This window comes from Paucibacter sediminis (genome assembly GCF_030254645.1).
GTDB classification, from domain to species: Bacteria; Pseudomonadota; Gammaproteobacteria; order Burkholderiales; family Burkholderiaceae_C; genus Paucibacter_B; species Paucibacter_B sediminis.
In genome coordinates this window covers 2,465,192-2,483,365 of the sequence record NZ_CP116346.1, presented here as the reverse complement: position 1 = coordinate 2,483,365, position 18,174 = coordinate 2,465,192, and the positions used below count along the sequence as shown (strand labels likewise).

Here is an 18,174-nt window from a genome sequence, read left to right as displayed (position 1 = left end):
ATCGCCCCTCCTTCCCATCTCGCTGCCCACGCACCGATCGGAGCAAGCCATGCCCTCACTGCTGCAGATCACCCTCCTCGCCGCCTGCTGCCTGCTGGGCCCGGCCGGACAGGCGCATGCCACCGAAGCCGGCGCCGCCAATGCCGGCAAGGCCTTGCGCCTGCTCGTGCCGCTGCCGGCCGGAGGCCCGAGCGACTTCATCGCGCGCCAGGCCGCCCAGCATCTGTCGGAAGCGCTGGGCCAGACCGTGATCGTGGAGAACAAGCCCAGCGGCAACGGCTTGCTGGCCGCCCGCGAGGTGGCCGCCGCCGGGCCGGAGGGCCAGACCCTGCTGTATGCCCCCGGCTCGATGATCGCCACGCCCCTGCTCGCCAAGGGCTCGGGCTTCGACTGGGTGCAGGAGCTCGCGCCGCTCGGCAAGATCGGCCGCGTACCCTTCGGGCTGGCCGTGCATCCGGCGCTGCCCGCGACCACGGTTGCCGAGCTGGCCACCCATGCGCGCAGCCAGCCCGGCCGGCTGAATGTGGCGACCAGCACGCCCAGCGAGATCATGGCGGCGGCGCAGTTCATGCAGGCCGCCGGCGTGGAGCTGACGCGCGTGCCCTACCGCGGCGCCACACAGGCATTGCCGGATCTGCTGGCCGGCCGCGTGCAGCTGATGTTCGGCCCGCTCGCCGCGCTGCAGGCGCAGGTCAGGGCGGGGGCGCTGCGCCTGCTGGCGGTGCTCGGCCCGGAGCGCAGCGCCGCCTTCCCCGAGGTGCCGACCATGCGCGAAGCCGGCTTCGCGGCCGTGGCGGTGCCCACCTGGCAGGCCTTGTACGTGTCGGCGCGCGTGGCCGGCACGCGCCAGCAGCAGCTCGCCCGTGCCCTCGCCACGGTGGCGGCACGGCCGGACATGCGTGCCGAGCTGGACAAGCGCCTGCTGGCCGTCGAGACCGGCTCGCCGCAGGAGCTCGCTGCCACCATCGCGCAGGACCTGGGCAGCTGGGCGGCGCTGATCGACGCCTACAAGCTGACGGCGGATTGACGCGGCCTTCAGGCACCCGGGTCGGCGATGCGGCTGCTGTTCTGCTCCACCGGCGGCGCCGGCCATCTCCAGCCGCTGCGCCCGCTCGCGCTGGCGCTGCAGCGCCAGGGCCACGCCGTCGGCTGGGTCAGCGCACCCGATGCCCTGCAAATGCTCGCCGGCCAGGGCATCGCGCTGTTCCCGGCCGGCCTGGACTTCGAGACCAGCCGGCGCCAGTTCCGCGCCCAGCACCCCGAGCTGCTCGAGCTCGAGGCTGAGCAGCGCTCGGCGCAGACCTTTCCGCGCCTCTTTGGCGGCAGCCTGGCACCGGCGATGCTGGCGGGCGTGAACGCGGCGATCGCGCAATGGCGGCCCGAGCTGATGGTGCTGGAGCCGGCGGCCCTGGCCGGACCGCTGGCCTGCGCCCTGCATGGCCTGCGCTACCTCACCCATGGCTATGGCCTGCCGCTGCCGCCCGCCTACCTGGAGGCGGCAACGCAATGCTTCGCGCCCAGCTGGGCGGCGCATGGCCTGGCCGCGCCGGCCGCGGGCGGCCTGTACCGGCATGGCTACATCGACATCGCCCCGCCCAGCCTGCAGCCGCCAGGCCACGCCGGCCCGCCGGCCCCGCGCCGGCTGGCGCTGAACCCCTACGCGCCGCGCGCCGCTGCGGGCCCGCCGCTGCCCGAGGCGCTGCAGCGCGCGCTGCAGGCCGGCAGGCGGCCGCGTGTCTACCTCAGCTTCGGCACCGTCTTCAACCGGCAGCCCGCCCTGGCGGCGGCCGCGCATGCGCTGCTGGGCCTAGGCGCCGAGCTCGTCGTCACCGTTGGCGCGGATGGCGATCCCCAGCGCTTCGCCCCCCACCTGCCGCGGCTGCATGTGCACCGCTTCATCGATCAGGCCGCCCTGCTGCCCTGCTGCGACGCGGTGGTCTCGCATGGCGGCGCCGGCACCCTGCTGGGGGCGGCCGCGCATGGCTTGCCCCAGCTCGTGCTGCCCCAGGGTGCGGACCATTTCCGCAACGCGCGCGCCCTGGCCGCGGCCGGCGCCGGCCTGGTGGTGGCGCCGGCGGCGCAGACGGCCGACGGCCTGCGTGCCGCGGCGCGGCAGCTGTTCGCCGGCGGCCCATACGCCGCCGCGGCCTGGCGCCTGGCGGCCGAGATGGCCGCGATGCCGAGCGCCGACACGCTGGCCAGCGCCCTGGCCGACGGCACGGCCCTGGCCTAACCCATTGCGAGCACGGCCTGGCTCAGCGGCTCAAACCAGCACACCGACGAGCAGCACCGCCCAGGCGGCGACGCAGGCACCGATGGACACATGGACGACGCTGGCGACGAGCAGTGCGTCGCCCCGCGAGCGGCTCAGCGCGCAAAGCCCGTGGTACAGCGTGCCACAGGAAAGGCCCAGCCCCAGCACCATGGCGCAGGACCCCAGCAGCGGATCGGGCGCCAGCACCCCCAGCCCCGAAAGCCACATCGGCACCGGGCCGATCGCGGCGAGCCGATAGGCATCGTCGTGGCCGAGCGGCAAGCCCACCGTCCTGGCCACCTGCTTGAGCAGCCAACCCAGCAAGACGAAGCTGAACACCTCGGCGATGAAGAGGAACCCCATCAGGTCCTGGACCGGCTTGCGGCTCAGCATTTCGGGCAAGTAGCCCGTCTGCCGACCGCTCGCTACCAGCAGGGACACCGGCGTCACCAGCACCGCCGGCAGGACGAGGAAAATGAACAGACGCTGCACATCGAGGCGCCGCTCGATCAGCTCGGGCCAGGCGCTATCCAGCGAGATCGGTATCCTGGACAAACTACGAAGGTTCATGCGGCACTCCCGACAAGGTGGTCTCGAGTGCGTAAACAATATCATGTTGTGATACTAAATTCAATCATGAAACCAGCATCGACGCGCGCGGGCAAGGCAAGGGCCACGGTGGGCAAGCGCGACTACGAACGCTTGTCCGATTTTCGGCATCGCCTGCGCCAGTTCCTGCGCAACAGCGAATTGCTGTGCAAGCGCTTCGGCCTGACCGCCCTGCAATACCAGCTGCTGCTGCATGTGATGGGCTTCCCCGAACGCAGCTGGGCCACGGTGAGCGAGCTGGCACAGCGGCTGCAAGCGCATCACCATGGCGTGGTGGCGCTGGTCGACCGCTGCGCCGAGCTCGGCCTGCTGGAGCGCCGACCGGGCCGCGAGGATCAGCGCGTGGTGGAGATCCATCTGCTCGAGAAGGGCGAGCGCGTGCTGGAGGAGCTGGTGGCGCTGCACAAGGGCGAGCACCGGGCGTTGCTGAAGGAGTTCGGCGCAACGCCGTGACGCAGCATTTTTTGCGCATATCGAAAACCGCTTTGCTTCGTGGCGGCGGTGGCTCGGGCTGACTAGATTGGGCGGCTTCACCGACCCTTTGCGAAGCCATGCGCCCCCAGCACCTCACCCGCCTTGCCGCCCTCCTCGCCCTCGGCCTGATCCCCTGCGCCGCCCAGGCCACCAACGGCTATTTCTCGCATGGCTACGGCGTCAAGGCGCTGGGCCAGGCCGGCGTGGGCATCGCCTGGTCGCAGGATGCGCTGGCGGCCGCCAGCAACCCGGCCGGCACCGCCCTGGTGGCGGAGCAGGCCGGGCAGCAGGCGCGCCTGGACCTGGGCCTGAGCTGGTTTGCGCCGCGCCGCAGCGCCGAGATCCAGGGCAATGCCTTCGGCCCGGATGCCAGCTATGGCGGCAACGGCAGGAAGAATTTCTTCATCCCCGAGTTCGGCTATGTGCGCGCCTTGTCGCCGCGCCTGAGCACCGGCCTGGCCGTGTACGGCAACGGCGGCATGAACACCGAGTACGCCAGCAACCCCTATGCGCGCTTCGGCGCCAGCGGCACCGCGGGGGTGAATCTGGAGCAGCTCTTCGTCGCGCCCTCGATCGCCTGGAAGCCCGGCGCCGACCATAGCCTGGGCCTGGCCGCCAACATCGCCTACCAGCGCTTTGCGGCCCAGGGCCTGGGTCTGTTCGCGGGCTTCTCGCAGGCGCCCGGCCAGCTCAGCGACCGGGGCACGGACAGCAGCCTGGGCCTGGGGTTGCGCCTGGGCTGGCAGGCACGCCTGAGCCCCGAGCTGACGCTGGGCCTGAGCTGGGCCTCCAAGGTGCGCGGCCGGTTCAAGGACTATGCCGGCCTGTTCGCCGATGGCGGGCGCTTCGACGTGCCCGAGAACTACGGCATCGGCCTGGCCTGGCAGGCCGGCCGCGACTGGACCCTGGGCGCCGATGTGCAGACGATCCGCTACAGCCGCGTGGCGGCGGTGGGCCACTCGCTGGCGCGCCTGCTGCAGGGCCAGCCCCTGGGTGCGGCCGAGGGCCCGGGCTTTGGCTGGCGCGACCTGACGGTGCTCAAGCTGGCCGTCAGCCACCAGCTCAGCCGCGAGCTGACGCTGCGCGCCGGCATCAGCCATGCGCGCCAGCCGGTGCCGGGCGGCGAGACCCTGTTCAACATCCTGGCCCCCGGTGTGGTGCAGGACCATGTCTCGCTGGGCGCGAGCTGGCAGCTCGGCGGCGGCGAGCTCAGCGGCTACCTCGCCTACGCCCCGGGCAAGACGGTGCGGGGCAGCGGCTCGATCCCGGCAGGCCTGCCGCCGGGCGGCTTCGGCGGTGGCAATGCCCATGTGCGCCTGCAGGAGACCCTGCTGGGCATCTCCTACGGCTGGCGGCTTTGATAGCTTGCCCGCGGCGGGCCGAAATGCTTTGCTGAATTTCTTGGAGGACAAGGCCCGCGCCGCGCGCAAAAAATGCACAACGCATAACGAGAGCCCTGCAACGTGAATTTCCAGCAATTGCGATCCGTCCGCGAAGCCCAGCGCCGCGACTTCAATCTCACCGAGGTGGCCAACGCCCTGCATACCTCGCAGCCCGGCGTGAGCCGCCAGATCCGCGAACTGGAGGACGAGCTGGGCATCGAGATCTTCGTGCGCGCCGGCAAGCGTCTCACCGGGCTCACCGAGCCGGGCCGCCAGGTGCTGCCCATCGTCGAGCGCCTGCTGCACGAGGCCGACAACCTGCGGCGCGCCGGCGACGACTTCGCCCGCGCCGGCAGCGGCACGCTGCGCATCGCCGCCACCCACAGCCAGGCACGCTATGCGCTGCCGCCGGTGGTGCGCGACTTCCGCGCCGCCCACCCCGACGTGCTGCTGCACATGCAGCAGGGCTCGCCGCAGCAGGTGGCGCGCCTGCTGCTGGACGGCGATGCCGATGTGGGCATCGCCACCGAGGCGCTGGCCCAGTACGACGAGCTGGTGGCCCTGCCCTGCTACCGCTGGACCCACACCGTGCTGGTACCGCCCGAGCATGCGCTGGCGCGCGAATCGGCCGAGGGTCAGGCCTTGACGCTGGAGCGGTTGGCCCAGTTCCCCATCATCACCTACGAGAGCGGCTATACCGGCCGCTCGCACATCGACGACGCCTTCCGCGCCGCCGGGCTGGAACTGAACGTGGTGCTGGTGGCCATGGATGCCGACGTCATCAAGACCTATGTGGAGCTGGGCCTGGGCGTGGGCATCGTGGCCGCCATCGCCTACGACGAGGAGCGCGACAAGCAGCTGCATCCGATCGACGGCCGCCATCTGTTCGCCGACAACATGACGCGGCTGGCGGTGCGCAAGGACGCCTATCTGCGCGACTACGTCTACGCCTTCATCTCCACCTTCGCCGCGCCGCTGACGCGCGCGACCGTGGCCGAGGCCAGGCTGGGCCTGCTGGCGGCCTGACACAAGCTGGGGCGCGCAAGGCCGCATCGCCACCCGAGCTTCGAGATCCCCGTTCTACCAACCAACACAGGAAAGCACATGACCAGCCTACGCCTGGGCGACCTCGCCCCCGACTTTGAACAGGACTCCACCGAAGGCCGCATCCGCTTTCACGCCTGGCTGGGCGAAAGCTGGGGCGTGCTGTTCTCGCACCCCGCCGACTTCACGCCCGTCTGCACCACCGAGCTCGGCCGCACGGCCAAGCTAAGGGACGAGTTCGCGCGCCGCAACGTCAAGGCCATCGCGCTCTCGGTGGACCCGGTGGACAAGCACCATGCCTGGATCGCCGACATCAACGACACGCAGGGCACCGAGCTCAACTTCCCGATCCTGGCCGATGCCGACCGCAAGGTCAGCGAGCTCTACGACCTGATCCACCCCAACGCCAGCAGTACCGCGACGGTGCGCTCGCTTTTCATCATCGATCCGGCCAAGAAGGTGCGCCTGATCATCACCTACCCGGCCAGCACCGGGCGCAACTTCGACGAAATCCTGCGCGTGATCGACTCGCTGCAACTCACCGACGAGCACAGCGTGGCGACTCCGGCCAACTGGAAGGAGGGCGACGATGTGGTGATCGTGCCCTCCTTGCAGGACCCGGCGCTGCTGAAACAGAAGTTCCCGCAGGGCTGGGACGCGGTGCGCCCCTATCTGCGCTACACCGCGGCACCAAAGCGCGCCGCCTGAGGCCGAGCCGGCAGCCGGGCCGGTGGCACGGCCTCAGGGATTGCGCGGCAGCACCGTCAGCACGCGCACGATGAAGGCGTGCAGTTCGCTCATGTAGTTCTGCAGGAACTGCCGGGTGCCCTCGTCGGTGACCTCGCCGTCGGCGGTGATGAGGCCGGGCTTGAACTGGATATAGGCCTCCACCTGGTTCATCAGGGGCGAGTTGCAGAAGCACAGCACGCCGCGCAGGCTCTGCTGTGCCACCGCGGTGCCGATGGCGCCCGGCGAGGTGCCGATCACGCCCGAGGGCTTGCGCGTGAAGGAGTTCTTGCCCCAGGGTCGGCTGGCCCAGTCAATGGCGTTCTTCAGCGCGCCCGGGATCGAGCGGTTGAATTCGGGCGTGACGAACAGCACCGCGTCGACATCGGCGATGGCCTGCTTGAAGGCGCGCGCCACCGGCGGATAGTCGGCGTCGTAATCCTGGCTGTAGAGCGGCAGGTCCCTGATGGCGATCTCGCTGAGCACCAGCTCGGGCGGCGCCAACCGCACCAGCGCCTTGGCGAGCAGGCGGTTGATGGACGTCGACGAGAGGCTGCCGACGAAATAGCCGACCTTGTAGCTGGCCATACGCTGCTCCTTGGAAGTTTGGGCTGGAGCCTGTTTCTACGCCGATGGGGGTGGGGCCACAAGCGTTTTCCGCGCGGCGGCGACGGTGATGGCCGCATGCCCGCGGTGATGCATGAACTCGCGCAGCACCAGCAGGCTCGCAGCTGCCTCGCCGCCGGGCGGCAGCCCCTGCAACGCGCCAGTCTGGCCGTGCGCGGCCAGGGCCAGGCGCTGGAACCACTGCTCGACCAGCTCCACCGTCAGGGTCGGGCCGGACACCGCGGCCCAGGCCTGCAAGGCCGGCGCCGTACTCCAGAGCGCGGCGCCGGGTGCCGCCGGAGCCACCGGAGCCCCCGGCCGCATCAACTCATCCTCGATGAAGTCGATGGCGCGCTCGATCTCGCCGGAGCGCGGCGGATCGTGCCGGAACAAGTTGCCGGCGATCTGCGTCGCTGCGGTCTCAAGCAAGGCATCCAATTCGTTAGCCTGTGATCCTGCATCGGTGGGCGGGCTGGCATTCGAGGCAAGGCGGGTCAGATCATGGGTGCTCATGGCATACCTTTCGATGTTTGGCCCGCGCGCGCCTCAGGCCTTGCGGATCCAGCTCGGCGCGATCGCCGTGCCCAGGCCGGCGCCGTAGCCGAGGTAGATGTTCAAGCCGGCCAGCGGCTCGAGGTAGCGTGCATTCTTCAGGCCACCGGCGTCGACCACCGCAAAGCCGAGGCTCTGCGCGATCGTGCTGGCGGTCAGCTTCGCGCGCTCGCTGTCGCTGGCCACGAACACCTCGACCTTGCGGCCCTGGCCGAAGTCCGGGCCCTCGGCCAACAGCTGCGCGAAGACGGTGTTGAAGGCCTTGACGAGCTCGACACCGGGAAGCGCCTTGGCGATCTCCTCGGCCGCCGAGCTGCTGTGGCCTATCGTCAGGCCCATGTAGTCGGCCGTCAGCGGGTTGGTGATGTCGATCACCACCTTGCCCTTGAGCTCGCCGACGGCCAGCAGCGCGCCGACCGCATCGGCATAGCCGGTGGCGAGGATGATGGCATCGGCGTCGGCCGCTGCGCCGGCGGAAGCCACGGCCTTGGCGCCGGGGTTGGCGGCGGCCAGCTGGGCCGCCTTGGCGCCGTTGCGTGCCGTCACGCTGACCTGGTGGCCAGCGCGGACGAGTTGGCTGACAAAGGCCGAGCCCATGGGGCCGGCGCCGATGACGGTGATCTTCATGACTTGTTTCCTCGGGTTGCTGCAGCGATTTGCTGCGATGACTGAAACTGTAGAAGCGCCGTGGATAGAGATAAACAAGCCAAACAAGGTTTGACTGTCTCGCCATACGAGACAATCCCGACCCATATGGACAGGTTCACCGAAATGCAGGCCTTCGTCGCCGTGGCCGATGCCGGCAGCTTTGTCAAAGCCGCCGAGACGCTCGGCGTCTCGAAAGCGGCGGTCTCGCGCTACCTGGCGGAACTTGAAGCGCGCCTGGGGGTCAGGCTGCTGCATCGCACCACGCGCAAGCTCTCGCTGACACCGGAAGGCGAGGTCTTCCAGGCGCGCTGCCGCGACTTGCTGAGCGGAGTCAGCGAGGCCGAAGCCGAAATCACCTCGAGCAGCGGCGAGGCCAGCGGCCTCTTGCGCATCAACGTGCCCTTCTCCTTCGGCCTGCTGCACCTCGCGCCGCTGTGGGCCGAGTTCATGGCGCAGCACCCGCAGGTGGTGCTGGACGTGACCCTGGCCGATCGCGTGGTCGACCTCGTCGAGGAGGGCTTCGACATGGCGGTGCGCATCGCGCGCCTGCCCAACTCGTCGCTGGTGAGCCGGCAGCTCACCTCAACACGCATGGTGCTGTGCGCCTCGCCGACCTATCTGCAGGCACGCGGCCACCCCGGCCACCCCTCCGAGCTGGCCGACCACGACGTGCTGACCTACAGCCTGTTCTCGATGGGCGAGCAATGGGAGTTCACGGGTTCCGAGGGGGCGGTCACGGTCAGGGTGAGGCCGCGCCTGCGCACCAACAGCGGCGACACCTGTCGTGTGGCCGCGCTGCGCCACCAGGGCATCGTGCTGCAACCCAGCTTCCTGGTCGGGCCCGACCTGCAGGCCGGCACCCTAGTGGAAGTGATGCCGGCCTGGCGCTCGATCGAGCTGGGCGTCTACGCGGTCTATCCCTCGCGCAAATTCGTCTCGCCCAAGGTCCGGCTGATGATCGATTTCCTGGCCAAGGCCTTCCGCACGCGCGCCTGGCCCGCGTGAACGCTCAGCGCCCGAAGCGCAGCGGCGCAAAGGCCGCGGCCTCGGTATAGGGCGTGCCGCCCTCGATCAGGTCGGCCAGCAGCCTGGCGCTGGCCGGCCCCAGGGTGAAGCCCTGATGGCCATGGCCGCAGTTGATCCACAGCCCGCGGTGCCGCGGCGCCGCGCTGCCGGAACAGCGCGGCATAACGCTCCACAAGCTCGCCCGGGTCGCTGACCTTGCAGGACTCCAGCCAATGCACGGCGCCCGCCAGCGGCAGGCGAAACGCCTATTCGGCCGCGGCGAGCGCGCGCCCATCCAGCGCCCAGAACCAGAATCTCTGGTGCCATGAAATCGCTGTTGCCCTCGTCAATATGGGCTAGCGACTGTAGGCGACGCGGGTGCTGGGCTATGCCTCGATGCGGCTGCTCGGGTCGCGGTCGCGCTCGTAGTGTCGGGCCAGCGGAAACGGCGGCAGCCAGGACTCGCGGCGGAGGGTCCAGATTTCGTAGCTTGGCGTCAGCTGATCGGGCGCATCCAGCGAGCCCAGGTTCACCTCGACCTCGTCGGCACTGCGCGAGAACACGGAGGAGCCGCAGCGCGGGCAGAAATGCCGCCCGGCGTACGCGCCCGTCTCGCCCTCCACCACCAGCGCCTGCTGCGGAAACACCGCCGACGCATGGAACAGCGCGCCGTGATGCTTGCGGCAATCGAGGCAGTGGCAAATGCCGACCCGGTAGGGCCGCCCCGATACCACCATGCGCACCTGGCCGCACAGGCAGCCTCCGTTGAATCGGTCCATGCTGTGTCTCCTTCCGTGCCGAGCACCGGCATCGAATGGCAGCATTTTGATTCAGGCCGTCATCTCGCGCCGCCCCCGCTCGGGCGCTCCTCGACCGGCCCCGACAGGCTGTGCAGGAAAGCGATCAGCTGCCGCGCCTCGTCATCCGACAGCCGGATCGGCTGCCGCCCCGCCACGGCGGCACCGGGGCGGGCCAGCTCGGTCTGGCCGGCGGCGGCGGCCGGTGCGCGCCGGTAATGCGCCAGCACCTCGTCCAGCGTCGCCAGTTGGCCGGCGTGCATATAGGGCGGACGCAGCGCGATATTGCGCAGCCCCGGGGTCTTGAACGCGCCCTCCATGGCGGGGTCCTGGTCGGCCATGAAGCGCAGCTCGGCGCAGGCCTCGGCCGGCGCGTCGCTGTAGCGGCCCAGGCAGTTGAACTCGTCGGCCTGCACCTTGGCGATGGCCGGCGCGCGGCCGCGGTCGGGGCGGGCGGGGTCGCGCGGCGGCACGCCGGTGTTGTGGAAATGCTGGTCGCTGAACAGCGGGCCGTTGTGGCAGGTGGAGCACTGCGCCTTGCCAATGAAGAGGCGCAGGCCCTGCACCTCGTCGCGCGACAACTGCTGCTGCCCGGCCGCATCGCCGGCCTGCAGGGCCTGCACATAGCGGTCGAAGCGCGACGCGCCGTAGGCCAGGCTGCGCTCATAGGCGGCCAGGGCCTTGCCCAGGTTGGCAAACACGCGGTTGACGCTGTCGCGCTGCGCCTCGCTCATGCGCGACCAGGCCTGGCGCTCGTCGGGCGTGCCGGCCGGGGCGGCATCGGCGGGCAGCCCGCTGAGCGGAGGGAATGGCCCGAACACGGCCTCGTAGCCGGGGCGATGGTGGCTGCGCAGTTGCTGCACCAGGCGCGTGCGGTTGCTGCCATGCTCGAGGCCGTCTTCCAGGGGCCCGAGCGCCTGCGACCACAGGCTGTCCTTGCGGCCGTCCCAGAACAGCCAGGGGCTGTGCGCCGCCGCGGGCACGCTCATGGTGCGGCGCTGGCCCGTGCCGACACCGCGGCCCAGCGCCCGGTCGTCCTGGAACTGGCGCTGCGGGTCATGGCAGCTGGCACAGGAGACCTTGCCGTCGCGCGACAGGCGCGCATCGGCGAACAGCTGCCGGCCCAGCGCCGCCGCCGCGGGCTGGTCGGCCACGGCATTGGAGGGGTCCGGCGGCGGCGCGGGCAGGCGCGCCAGGCTCATCGAGGCGAGCTGCGCGCGCTCGGCCTGCGACCAGCGCTCGCCGCCCGCGGCCTCGCGTCCGGCGCCGCAGGCGGGCAGCGCGAGCAGCATGGTGGCGATCAGCAGGGCTTGGTGCATCATGGGGTCTCCCTTCAACAAGTGCCGGCGTCAGCGCTGCAGGCCGGCGTCGGTCATGACGAGGTTGAACACGGCCTGGTCGCGCGCACCGGCCGCATCGATGTCCAGGCGCAGATCCCACCAGCCGGTCATGCTGAACTTCATGCCCTCGATCACATAGGTGCCGAGGATGGGTTCCTTGGTGACGCGCGGTTGGGTGGGCAGGCCATGGCCATGCTGCGGCATGCCGCCGGCGATGCTGATGCGCGCCTGGCTCACCGGCTGGCCCTCGGCGGTGGCGAGCTTGAGCCGCCAGGCATGCATCTGGCCGACGGCCGGGCCCTGCGCGGGCGGCTCCATCGCCACCACGAAGCGGCGCTGCACGCTCGGGTGCTGCAGGCTCAGGTCGAGGTCGGCCGGCGGGGTGCCGCAGGCCGTGAGCAGGCCCGCCAGCGCGGTGCTGGCGGCGGCGACCAGGGCGAACGAGAGGGAAGATCGAGACATGGTGAGGACTCCTTGCTGAAGCTGAACGGATTGGCGGTACGAACTTTCGTTGGCGCCGCCGCCGCGCGACAGCGGATTGCGATCGGCCGTCGGATTCCATCCGGCAAGGGTTGGGTGCGGCGATCGAACGGTCGATCCGGCCGCTCAGGCGCAGCCCGGCCCGCCGGGCGGCCCGTCGGTACCGTTCGCCACCGTTCGGTCGACAGCAGGCACCACTGCGGCACTGCCGCGCACGGCTCGTCTCATACGGCTTTCGGGCCGGCGCCGCGGCGCCGAAAGTCTGGCTGTCGACCACATCCCGTCGTCGACCAAACTCAAGGACTTTTCACCATGAACGCCAACCAGCAAACCCCCAGCACCAGCACCAACAACTGCGGCTGTGCCGCCTGCCCCGGCCAGCAATGCCCCTGCGGCTGCCAGCCAGGCGCCGCGGCGCAGGCCTGCGCCTGTGGCCCGCAATGCAAGTGCGGCGCCGATTGCGCCTGCCCCAAGGCCTGAGCCCGCGGGTGCGGCAATCCCACCCTTGCTGCCCCGCGCTTGGCGGGCGGCATGGGTGGCCCTAGAGTGGCGCTGTTGCCCGCTCAGCGATCCAGACCCGGCCCAAGCCCATCATGTCGTCTTCCAAGTTTCGAACCGCCAGCCTCTGGCCCGACACGCTCGGCGGCGCGCTGCGCATCGCCCTCGTCGCCGCGCTGGTCTGGGCCCTGGCGGCGACCCTGCTGTTCTTCCTCGCCCCGGGGCTGGAGACCTTTCCCCGGCTGCTGATGTTCTCGGAATGCGTCGGCCTGACGATGCTTGTCTGCACCCTGCTGCTCAGGCGCACGCGCCATTTTGCGCAGCTGCAGACCGGCACGCGCTGGCTGCTCACCGGCGCGATCGCGATCCCGACCGGCTATTTCGTGGGCCACCAGATCGCCTTCCTGCTGCTGGGCGAGCCGGCGCGCATGGTCGGGCTCGAGCAGGTCAGCGTGGTTCCCATCATCTTCACCGTGCTGGTCGGCGGGCTGGCGCTGCATTACTACGCCACGCGCGAGCAGCTCGCCAACGAGGCCGCCACGCGCTCGGAAGCGCAGCGCCTTGCGGTCGAAGCGCAGCTGCGCCTGCTGCGCGCGCAGCTCGAGCCGCACATGCTCTTCAACACCCTGGCCAATGTCCGCTCGCTGCTCAGGGAAGACGTGGGGCGGGCCGAGTCGATGATCGACCAGTTGATCGTGTATCTGCGCAGCGCGCTGGCGGCCTCGCAGACCGAGGCGGTGACGCTGAGCCGCGAGTTCGCGCAGCTGCGCGCCTATCTGGACATCATGTCGCTGCGCATGGGGCCCAGGCTGAGCTACCGGCTCGAATTGCCGGGCGCGCTCGAAGCCACCCTGGTGCCGCCGATGCTGCTGCAACCGCTGGTGGAGAACGCCATCAAGCATGGCCTGGAACCCAAGGTCGGCGCGGGCAGCATCGAGGTGGTGGCGCGCGCCACCGCGGCGGGCATCGAGATCCGCGTCAGCGACAGCGGCCTGGGCCTGCCGGCCGACGAAGACCCCGGCCCGTCCGCGCGCCCCGCCAACGCCAGCTATGGCCTGCAACATGTGCGCGATCGACTGCGCACCGTCTATGGCCCGGCGGCCCGGCTCAGCCTCGAGCGGCGCGAGCCCACCGGCGTTAGCGCCGTGGTGTGCATCCCCCACTGAGCCGACCCTTATCGACGCCTCGAGGAAACCGACATGACCCTGCCCGCCCCGCCGACCGCCGTGATTGCCGAAGACGAACCCGTGCTCGCGCGCACCATGTGCCGCCTGTTGGCCGAGGTATGGCCGGCGCTGCACATCGCCGGCGTGGCCGAGGACGGCCTGCAGGCCACCGAGCTGGCGCTGGGCCAGCTGCCCGACGTGATGTTTCTGGACATCAAGATGCCCGGCCGGACCGGCATCGAGGTGGCCGAGGCCGTTGCCGACGAATGGCCCGAGGGCAAGCCCGAACCGCTGTTCGTGTTCATCACCGCCTATGACGGCTTTGCCGTGTCGGCGTTCGAGCGCGCCGCGGTCGACTACCTGCTCAAGCCCGTCACCAACGAGCGCCTGCGGCAAAGCGTCGAGCGGCTCCAGGCCAGGCTGGCCGAGCGCGCCGCGTCACCGCATGCCGGGGACATGGCCGCCCTGATGCAGCGCATGCAGTCGGTGGCGACCCAGGAGGCCGCGCCGCGCGAGCGCATCAAGGTGATACGCGCCGGTGTCGGCAACACGGTGCGCATGATCCCGCTCGCCGAGGTGGTGTGCTTCGAGGCGACGGAAAAATACGTCAACGTGGTGACCCCGGCGGGCGAGGCCCTGGTGCGCATGAGCTTGCGCGAGCTGATGGCGTCGATCGACTCGGAGGACTTCATCCAGGTGCATCGCAGCGTGCTGGTGAACTCAAGCTGCATCGTGAGCGCGACGCGCGATGAGAACGGGCACTACAGCCTGAGCGTGCGCGGCCTGCAGCGGCCGCTGAAAGTCAGCCGCGCCTTCAGCCATCTGTTTCGCCCGATGTAGGCGGGCCCTGGGGCGGCGCCGGCGTCTCGGCGGCGTCCAGCCCCCAGGACATCCAGTCCTCGCCGAAGAGTTCGGACGGATGGAGCGTGGCCACGCTGCCATTGCCGCACATCATCGCGTCCGCGGGACAGTATTTGTCGCAACCCCAGCAGATGCGCGAGGGTTGCGCGGGATGGATCGGGAATCGCTTGGCCATGCGGGCACTTAAAGATACATTTTTAATGTATCTTAAGCGTTTCCCGGCCGGCGTCAAGCGCGCGCGCCGATCATCTTCCAGCCGTTGCCCGAAGGGTCGCGAAAGCCCGCGTCGACGCTGCCATAGCGCTCGACCGGCTCCTGCGTGAATTCCACCCCCAGGCCGCGCAGGCGCTCGTAGGCGGCGCGGCAGTCGTTCACCACCAGCACCAGCGGCGGCATCGCGCCCTTGGCGACCAGCGCGCGCAGTGCCTGGGCGGTGGCCTCATCCTGCATCGGCGGCCCGGGCTCGAAAAGGCCGAGCTGGAACGAGGGCTGTTCCGGGTGCTGCACCGTCAGCCAGCGGAAAGCGCCGTTGCGCACGTCGGTGTGAACGCGAAAACCCAGCTTCTCAACGTAGAACGCAAGCGCTTCGTCCTGGCTGCGCACATACAAGCCGACCACATCGATACCTTGACTCATGGAGCCTCCTGTTCATTTCGAAGGCTTGTTTGTAGCGCCCGCCGCACGGCGCCGCTTCTCCGAAACTGCGATGACCAGACCGGGGCGCTGGGCGGCGCTGACGATGCAGTGGGGCACGCGGTCGAGCTGCTGGCGCTGGGCTCGCCCGCGCTCGCGGTTGGCGCTGGGGCTCTCGCCGGTGACATCCCGAAAGGTGCGGCCGAAGGTGCCCAGGCTCTCCCAGCCGGTCTGGAAGGCGATCTCGGTGATGGGCAGCTCGGTGTCGCGCGCTCGATGCGCCGCGTCAGCAGGTAGCGGTGCGGCGGCACGCCGAAGGCCTGCTTGAAGGAACGCGCGAAATGCGCGGCGGAGACGCCGCTGACGTCGGCCAGCCGGGCCACCGGCCAGGCCTCATGCGACGCGGCATCGATGCGGTCCTTGGCGCGCAGCAAGCGGCGCAGCAGTTCGGGGTCTTGGCTTGAAGGCAGTGCGTCGGCGGGCATGGCGGCAGTCTCGGCCGCTAGCTTAGCGCCAAGACCGCTGCGCCGGCGTCTCAGGGCAGGTTGACGAAATAGCCCGTCAGCATCAACAGCGCGCCACCCGACATGGTGTCGCCGGTGCCATTGACGTGGTAGCTCGCATTGATCGGTTCGCCAGGGCCAAAGTAGGCCAGCACGTTGTGGTTGATGAAGTTGCGCGTGCCCAGCACGCCGGTTGGCCCGCGCACGCCGGTGAAGGCGAGCGTGGCATAGGTGGAGCCGCCGAAGCCGGAGCTCACGAACCCATTGGGCAGCGTGCCGGCGGCGGTATCCACATAGCCGCTGATGTGGGTCAGCACCAGGCGCTTGCCCACCGGGACCTGGGCAAAGTTGAAGACGCAGACCGTGCTGCCGCGGCAGTTCGTGTTGGCCTGGGTCTCCTGGTAGGGATTGCGCCCGGGTTCATCGATCGACTGGACCAGCGCAGCGCGGGTCTGCGCCATCGCGGCGGGAGCCCAGGACACACCAGCCATCGCGAAGGCAACGGCCATGGCTGAGGTCAGGCCGTGACGGGAAATCAAGGTCAATGTCATGTTCTTCATCCTTCGTTGGGGGCCAAGGGCCTGCGACGCCGCGCGGACCAGCCGGCGGCGCAAGCCGCCGTCAAGCCCAACAGGGCGCCGCCGGGTTCGGGCACGGTGGCCGCCTCGGGCAACGTCACCGTGAACGCGTAGTGGCCGTCGCCAAAGTAGAGCGGCCCGCCCAGGGCTGTGAAGCCATCGCCCAGAACACCACTGCCGAGGTTCTCCGCGAACGACAGGTTCTCGAAAACGCCGATCGCCAGGGTGTAGTCGCCGGCACTCAGCAGCAGGTCCTGCGTGAAGTCACCTCCCACGCTCACCGCGTGCAGGTAATTCGATGCGCTGAAGCCGGCCGTGGCCCAGTCCGTGCCGCTGAACAGCGTGAAGTAGGGATCGATGCCGCCCGCCGCAAAGCCCAGGCTGGTGACGCTCACCGTTCCGCCCAGGGCGACATGCAGCACATGCAGGGCCACGTTGTTCGCGCTTGCCAGTTCGTCGATGAACTGTGCCGCGCCCATGTCCGATGCCACGAGCGCGGTGTTGCTGGGATCGTCGAGCTTGCCGCTCAGCGAGACCACGGCGGCCAGCGCCGGCCCGGCAAGCAGGGCCAGCAGCGGCCCGGTCAACCCCCGCGAGATTCTGTTGAACATGGTGGGTACCCCGCTCGGATTCGTTGATGGCGGCCCATTCTGCGGGGGCAGGCCCGCTGAAGGGACGCGCGCCGGGGTTCATTCTTGGGGCTCCCCCCAATCCGTAAGTCCGGCGGCATGGCTTGGCTGCGTCGTCGGGATTCTTGACACCCGGCGCCATGCCATCGCCGAAGACGGGCGCAGGCTGTTGATTTCAGAGGTGATCTTCATGCGGGCATGCGGATTGCGACGCCAGGCACAGGCGCGCCTCATGGCGCGCATCTTGGACTGAACAACTGGAGCATCCATGCGCAAGCTCTACCGAAACACGGCATTGGCCGGCCTGTTGTCAGCCAGCGCGGCGTCCGCCCTGGCGGTGCCTCTCGTGACCTTTGGCTACGATGCAACGGCCAACAAGGTGGTCGTGCCAGGCAATGCGCCGGCGATAGCGCGGGCCAGCTTCGAGACGGCGCTCTCCAATCTGGGTGGTCCGTTGCTGCGCGAGGACATGGAGGGCATGAGCGTCACGGACCTCCTGAACAAGTCCCCGATTGCGTTTTCCTTCGGCAGCGTGACGGGCACGGCCGTCACCCCGTCGACTGAGGCTGTGAGCCTGCCCGTCACCGGTGTGTTCAACACCACCAGTGGTGGGTCGAAGTTCATCGATGCGACGGGCGACGTGACGATCACCTTCGGCCAGGCGCTCTCGGGTTTCGGCCTCTACCTGACCGACCTGGGTGACTTCAATGGCGCCCTGCTCACGGCGACCGTGGCGCTGGTCGGCGGCGGCACGGCGCAAGTGGATGTCCAGCGTGGTGGCGAGAATGCCAGCCTGCTGTTTTTCGGCGTCCTTGAGTCCGATCTCACTGTTCGCTATTCCAGCATCACCTTCAATACCAACGCCGATACGGGCAGCCCTGACGTGTTCGGGATGGACGACTTCGTGGGCGTGGTGCGCGTGACGGATGGGCAGGTCCCCCTGCCTTCCACCATCACCCTGCTTTGGGCGGGCCTGCTAGCGCTTGGGATGAGCCGCCGGCGAAATAGAACTTAAGGCGCGCTTTGCTTGGGCCTTGAGCGCCGGCCAGGGGCCGAGACTTCCGGCACGGCGCGGCGCCGCGCGGCAAGCCATTCGGTCGGCGTGGACCCCGTCCTCAGCACGAAGGCGCGCGTCAAGGCGTTGGGGCTGCCATAGCCCACCTCGTCCGCCACATGCTTGAGCTGCCGCCCCTTGGCCAGCAGACCTTGGGCCAGGCCGATGCGCCAGCCTTGAGATGACCCTATGTCAGCACCGCGCGCAGCAGATGGATCAGGACCAGTTCGCTCAGGCGGTCCGCGGCGGCGCCGATAGCTGCGCGATCAAGGGGCTGCCGACGGGCGCTCCGTACACCCTTGAGGCACGGCGGGTGATTCTTCCGCGCGCCGGAA

The 18,174-nt window shown here is 69.6% G+C and carries 24 protein-coding genes and 2 pseudogenes; 11 read left to right on the top strand and 15 right to left on the bottom strand.

Going from position 1 to position 18,174, the window contains the following annotated elements; genetic code table 11:
- Window positions 1-49: 49 nt before the first annotated feature.
- Window positions 50-1,027 (top strand): Bug family tripartite tricarboxylate transporter substrate binding protein, encoded by a 978-nt coding sequence (locus tag PFX98_RS11540; protein ID WP_285235348.1) that lies wholly within the window; start codon window positions 50-52, stop codon window positions 1,025-1,027.
- 27 nt (window positions 1,028-1,054) lie between these two features.
- On the top strand, window positions 1,055-2,233 hold the full coding sequence (locus PFX98_RS11535) for a glycosyltransferase (RefSeq protein WP_285235347.1): 1,179 nt from the start codon (window positions 1,055-1,057) through the stop codon (window positions 2,231-2,233).
- Window positions 2,234-2,263: 30 nt separating this feature from the next.
- On the opposite strand, the gene PFX98_RS11530 is transcribed toward PFX98_RS11535, so the two are convergent.
- Entirely contained in the window at window positions 2,264-2,824 is a 561-nt protein-coding gene (locus PFX98_RS11530) for a YIP1 family protein (RefSeq protein ID WP_285235346.1), read from the bottom strand.
- A 66-nt stretch (window positions 2,825-2,890) separates the two neighbouring features.
- On the opposite strand from PFX98_RS11530, the gene PFX98_RS11525 reads away from it, so the two are divergent.
- The 4 genes from PFX98_RS11525 (at window position 2,891) to PFX98_RS11510 (ending at window position 6,471) form a co-directional block, all read left to right on the top strand.
- On the top strand, window positions 2,891-3,316 hold the full coding sequence (locus tag PFX98_RS11525; RefSeq protein WP_285235345.1) for a MarR family winged helix-turn-helix transcriptional regulator: 426 nt from the start codon (window positions 2,891-2,893) through the stop codon (window positions 3,314-3,316).
- Between the two features lie 98 nt (window positions 3,317-3,414).
- Window positions 3,415-4,698, top strand: coding sequence for an OmpP1/FadL family transporter (locus tag PFX98_RS11520; RefSeq protein ID WP_285235344.1), 1,284 nt, complete (start codon window positions 3,415-3,417; stop codon window positions 4,696-4,698).
- Between the two features lie 102 nt (window positions 4,699-4,800).
- On the top strand, window positions 4,801-5,745 hold the full coding sequence (locus PFX98_RS11515; RefSeq protein ID WP_285235343.1) for a CysB family HTH-type transcriptional regulator: 945 nt from the start codon (window positions 4,801-4,803) through the stop codon (window positions 5,743-5,745).
- Between the two features lie 78 nt (window positions 5,746-5,823).
- Window positions 5,824-6,471, top strand: coding sequence for a peroxiredoxin (locus tag PFX98_RS11510; protein ID WP_285235342.1), 648 nt, complete (start codon window positions 5,824-5,826; stop codon window positions 6,469-6,471).
- A 33-nt stretch (window positions 6,472-6,504) separates the two neighbouring features.
- On the opposite strand, the gene PFX98_RS11505 is transcribed toward PFX98_RS11510, so the two are convergent.
- From PFX98_RS11505 to PFX98_RS11495, 3 genes are read right to left on the bottom strand one after another with little or no spacing between them, the layout of a single operon-like run.
- Entirely contained in the window at window positions 6,505-7,077 is a 573-nt protein-coding gene (locus PFX98_RS11505; protein ID WP_285235341.1) for an NADPH-dependent FMN reductase, read from the bottom strand.
- Window positions 7,078-7,113: 36 nt separating this feature from the next.
- Complete coding sequence (locus tag PFX98_RS11500) at window positions 7,114-7,608, bottom strand: hypothetical protein (RefSeq protein ID WP_285235340.1); 495 nt, start codon at window positions 7,606-7,608, stop codon at window positions 7,114-7,116.
- 33 nt (window positions 7,609-7,641) lie between these two features.
- Window positions 7,642-8,274, bottom strand: coding sequence for an NADPH-dependent F420 reductase (locus PFX98_RS11495; protein WP_285235339.1), 633 nt, complete (start codon window positions 8,272-8,274; stop codon window positions 7,642-7,644).
- Window positions 8,275-8,400: 126 nt separating this feature from the next.
- Between PFX98_RS11495 and PFX98_RS11490 the strand changes: the two genes are divergently transcribed.
- Window positions 8,401-9,300 carry a LysR family transcriptional regulator gene (locus tag PFX98_RS11490; protein ID WP_285235338.1) on the top strand — a complete coding sequence of 300 codons (900 nt, stop codon included), beginning with the start codon at window positions 8,401-8,403 and terminating at the stop codon, window positions 9,298-9,300.
- Between the two features lie 4 nt (window positions 9,301-9,304).
- Here PFX98_RS11490 and PFX98_RS11485 read toward each other — a convergent pair whose 3' ends face one another.
- From PFX98_RS11485 to PFX98_RS11470, 4 genes are all read right to left on the bottom strand, one after another.
- Window positions 9,305-9,595 (bottom strand): FAD-dependent oxidoreductase, encoded by a 291-nt coding sequence (locus PFX98_RS11485; protein WP_285235337.1) that lies wholly within the window; start codon window positions 9,593-9,595, stop codon window positions 9,305-9,307.
- Between the two features lie 91 nt (window positions 9,596-9,686).
- Window positions 9,687-10,079, bottom strand: a complete 393-nt coding sequence (locus PFX98_RS11480) for a GFA family protein (RefSeq protein WP_285235336.1) — start codon at window positions 10,077-10,079, stop codon at window positions 9,687-9,689.
- A 59-nt stretch (window positions 10,080-10,138) separates the two neighbouring features.
- Window positions 10,139-11,419, bottom strand: a complete 1,281-nt coding sequence (locus PFX98_RS11475) for a cytochrome-c peroxidase (protein WP_285235335.1) — start codon at window positions 11,417-11,419, stop codon at window positions 10,139-10,141.
- A 27-nt stretch (window positions 11,420-11,446) separates the two neighbouring features.
- Entirely contained in the window at window positions 11,447-11,899 is a 453-nt protein-coding gene (locus PFX98_RS11470; protein ID WP_285235334.1) for a FixH family protein, read from the bottom strand.
- 330 nt (window positions 11,900-12,229) lie between these two features.
- Here PFX98_RS11470 and PFX98_RS11465 point away from each other — a divergent pair, with 330 nt between their 5' ends.
- From PFX98_RS11465 to PFX98_RS11455, 3 genes are all read left to right on the top strand, one after another.
- Entirely contained in the window at window positions 12,230-12,397 is a 168-nt protein-coding gene (locus PFX98_RS11465; RefSeq protein WP_285235333.1) for a hypothetical protein, read from the top strand.
- Between the two features lie 113 nt (window positions 12,398-12,510).
- Complete coding sequence (locus tag PFX98_RS11460) at window positions 12,511-13,581, top strand: sensor histidine kinase (protein WP_285235332.1); 1,071 nt, start codon at window positions 12,511-12,513, stop codon at window positions 13,579-13,581.
- Window positions 13,582-13,614: 33 nt separating this feature from the next.
- Window positions 13,615-14,421 carry a LytR/AlgR family response regulator transcription factor gene (locus PFX98_RS11455; protein ID WP_285235331.1) on the top strand — a complete coding sequence of 269 codons (807 nt, stop codon included), beginning with the start codon at window positions 13,615-13,617 and terminating at the stop codon, window positions 14,419-14,421.
- Here the strand turns inward: PFX98_RS11455 and PFX98_RS11450 are convergent.
- The 6 genes and pseudogenes from PFX98_RS11450 to PFX98_RS11430 all read right to left on the bottom strand — a co-directional run bounded on the left by PFX98_RS11450 (window position 14,396) and on the right by PFX98_RS11430 (window position 16,767).
- Window positions 14,396-14,617, bottom strand: a complete 222-nt coding sequence (locus tag PFX98_RS11450) for a DUF3079 domain-containing protein (protein WP_285235330.1) — start codon at window positions 14,615-14,617, stop codon at window positions 14,396-14,398. The two genes, PFX98_RS11455 and PFX98_RS11450, sit on opposite strands and share 26 nt — an antisense overlap.
- 53 nt (window positions 14,618-14,670) lie before the next feature.
- Complete coding sequence (locus PFX98_RS11445) at window positions 14,671-15,078, bottom strand: VOC family protein (protein WP_285235329.1); 408 nt, start codon at window positions 15,076-15,078, stop codon at window positions 14,671-14,673.
- Window positions 15,079-15,090: 12 nt separating this feature from the next.
- Entirely contained in the window at window positions 15,091-15,465 is a 375-nt protein-coding gene (locus tag PFX98_RS11440; protein WP_425334697.1) for a helix-turn-helix domain-containing protein, read from the bottom strand.
- Window positions 15,414-15,560: pseudogene (locus tag PFX98_RS24725) on the bottom strand (AraC family transcriptional regulator); the annotation flags it as partial. The gene PFX98_RS11440 and the pseudogene PFX98_RS24725, both read right to left, overlap by 52 nt.
- A 50-nt stretch (window positions 15,561-15,610) precedes the next feature.
- On the bottom strand, window positions 15,611-16,129 hold the full coding sequence (locus tag PFX98_RS11435) for a hypothetical protein (protein ID WP_285235328.1): 519 nt from the start codon (window positions 16,127-16,129) through the stop codon (window positions 15,611-15,613).
- A gap of 5 nt (window positions 16,130-16,134) precedes the next feature.
- Window positions 16,135-16,767, bottom strand: a complete 633-nt coding sequence (locus tag PFX98_RS11430; protein ID WP_285235327.1) for a DVUA0089 family protein — start codon at window positions 16,765-16,767, stop codon at window positions 16,135-16,137.
- A 286-nt stretch (window positions 16,768-17,053) separates the two neighbouring features.
- Here PFX98_RS11430 and PFX98_RS11425 point away from each other — a divergent pair, with 286 nt between their 5' ends.
- Window positions 17,054-17,800: a hypothetical protein gene (locus PFX98_RS11425; protein WP_285235326.1), complete on the top strand. Its 747-nt coding sequence runs from the start codon at window positions 17,054-17,056 to the stop codon at window positions 17,798-17,800.
- On the opposite strand, the pseudogene PFX98_RS11420 reads toward PFX98_RS11425, so the two are convergent.
- Window positions 17,797-18,012: pseudogene (locus PFX98_RS11420) on the bottom strand (helix-turn-helix domain-containing protein); the annotation flags it as partial. The gene PFX98_RS11425 and the pseudogene PFX98_RS11420 overlap by 4 nt on opposite strands.
- Between the last annotated feature and the right edge of the window lie 162 nt (window positions 18,013-18,174).

Coding starts and splice junctions, on each gene's coding strand:
- PFX98_RS11530 (WP_285235346.1), bottom strand. CDS start 2,824: ATGAACCTTCGTAGTTTGTCCAGGATACCGATCTCGCTGGATAGCGCC.
- PFX98_RS11450 (WP_285235330.1), bottom strand. CDS start 14,617: ATGGCCAAGCGATTCCCGATCCATCCCGCGCAACCCTCGCGCATCTGC.
- PFX98_RS11535 (WP_285235347.1), top strand. CDS start 1,055: ATGCGGCTGCTGTTCTGCTCCACCGGCGGCGCCGGCCATCTCCAGCCG.
- PFX98_RS11520 (WP_285235344.1), top strand. CDS start 3,415: ATGCGCCCCCAGCACCTCACCCGCCTTGCCGCCCTCCTCGCCCTCGGC.
- PFX98_RS11500 (WP_285235340.1), bottom strand. CDS start 7,608: ATGAGCACCCATGATCTGACCCGCCTTGCCTCGAATGCCAGCCCGCCC.
- PFX98_RS11510 (WP_285235342.1), top strand. CDS start 5,824: ATGACCAGCCTACGCCTGGGCGACCTCGCCCCCGACTTTGAACAGGAC.
- PFX98_RS11490 (WP_285235338.1), top strand. CDS start 8,401: ATGGACAGGTTCACCGAAATGCAGGCCTTCGTCGCCGTGGCCGATGCC.
- PFX98_RS11540 (WP_285235348.1), top strand. CDS start 50: ATGCCCTCACTGCTGCAGATCACCCTCCTCGCCGCCTGCTGCCTGCTG.
- PFX98_RS11505 (WP_285235341.1), bottom strand. CDS start 7,077: ATGGCCAGCTACAAGGTCGGCTATTTCGTCGGCAGCCTCTCGTCGACG.
- PFX98_RS11425 (WP_285235326.1), top strand. CDS start 17,054: ATGCGCAAGCTCTACCGAAACACGGCATTGGCCGGCCTGTTGTCAGCC.
- PFX98_RS11495 (WP_285235339.1), bottom strand. CDS start 8,274: ATGAAGATCACCGTCATCGGCGCCGGCCCCATGGGCTCGGCCTTTGTC.
- PFX98_RS11485 (WP_285235337.1), bottom strand. CDS start 9,595: ATGGGCGCGCGCTCGCCGCGGCCGAATAGGCGTTTCGCCTGCCGCTGG.
- PFX98_RS11525 (WP_285235345.1), top strand. CDS start 2,891: ATGAAACCAGCATCGACGCGCGCGGGCAAGGCAAGGGCCACGGTGGGC.
- PFX98_RS11430 (WP_285235327.1), bottom strand. CDS start 16,767: ATGTTCAACAGAATCTCGCGGGGGTTGACCGGGCCGCTGCTGGCCCTG.
- PFX98_RS11480 (WP_285235336.1), bottom strand. CDS start 10,079: ATGGACCGATTCAACGGAGGCTGCCTGTGCGGCCAGGTGCGCATGGTG.
- PFX98_RS11475 (WP_285235335.1), bottom strand. CDS start 11,419: ATGATGCACCAAGCCCTGCTGATCGCCACCATGCTGCTCGCGCTGCCC.
- PFX98_RS11445 (WP_285235329.1), bottom strand. CDS start 15,078: ATGAGTCAAGGTATCGATGTGGTCGGCTTGTATGTGCGCAGCCAGGAC.
- PFX98_RS11465 (WP_285235333.1), top strand. CDS start 12,230: ATGAACGCCAACCAGCAAACCCCCAGCACCAGCACCAACAACTGCGGC.
- PFX98_RS11455 (WP_285235331.1), top strand. CDS start 13,615: ATGACCCTGCCCGCCCCGCCGACCGCCGTGATTGCCGAAGACGAACCC.
- PFX98_RS11470 (WP_285235334.1), bottom strand. CDS start 11,899: ATGTCTCGATCTTCCCTCTCGTTCGCCCTGGTCGCCGCCGCCAGCACC.
- PFX98_RS11435 (WP_285235328.1), bottom strand. CDS start 16,129: ATGACATTGACCTTGATTTCCCGTCACGGCCTGACCTCAGCCATGGCC.
- PFX98_RS11460 (WP_285235332.1), top strand. CDS start 12,511: ATGTCGTCTTCCAAGTTTCGAACCGCCAGCCTCTGGCCCGACACGCTC.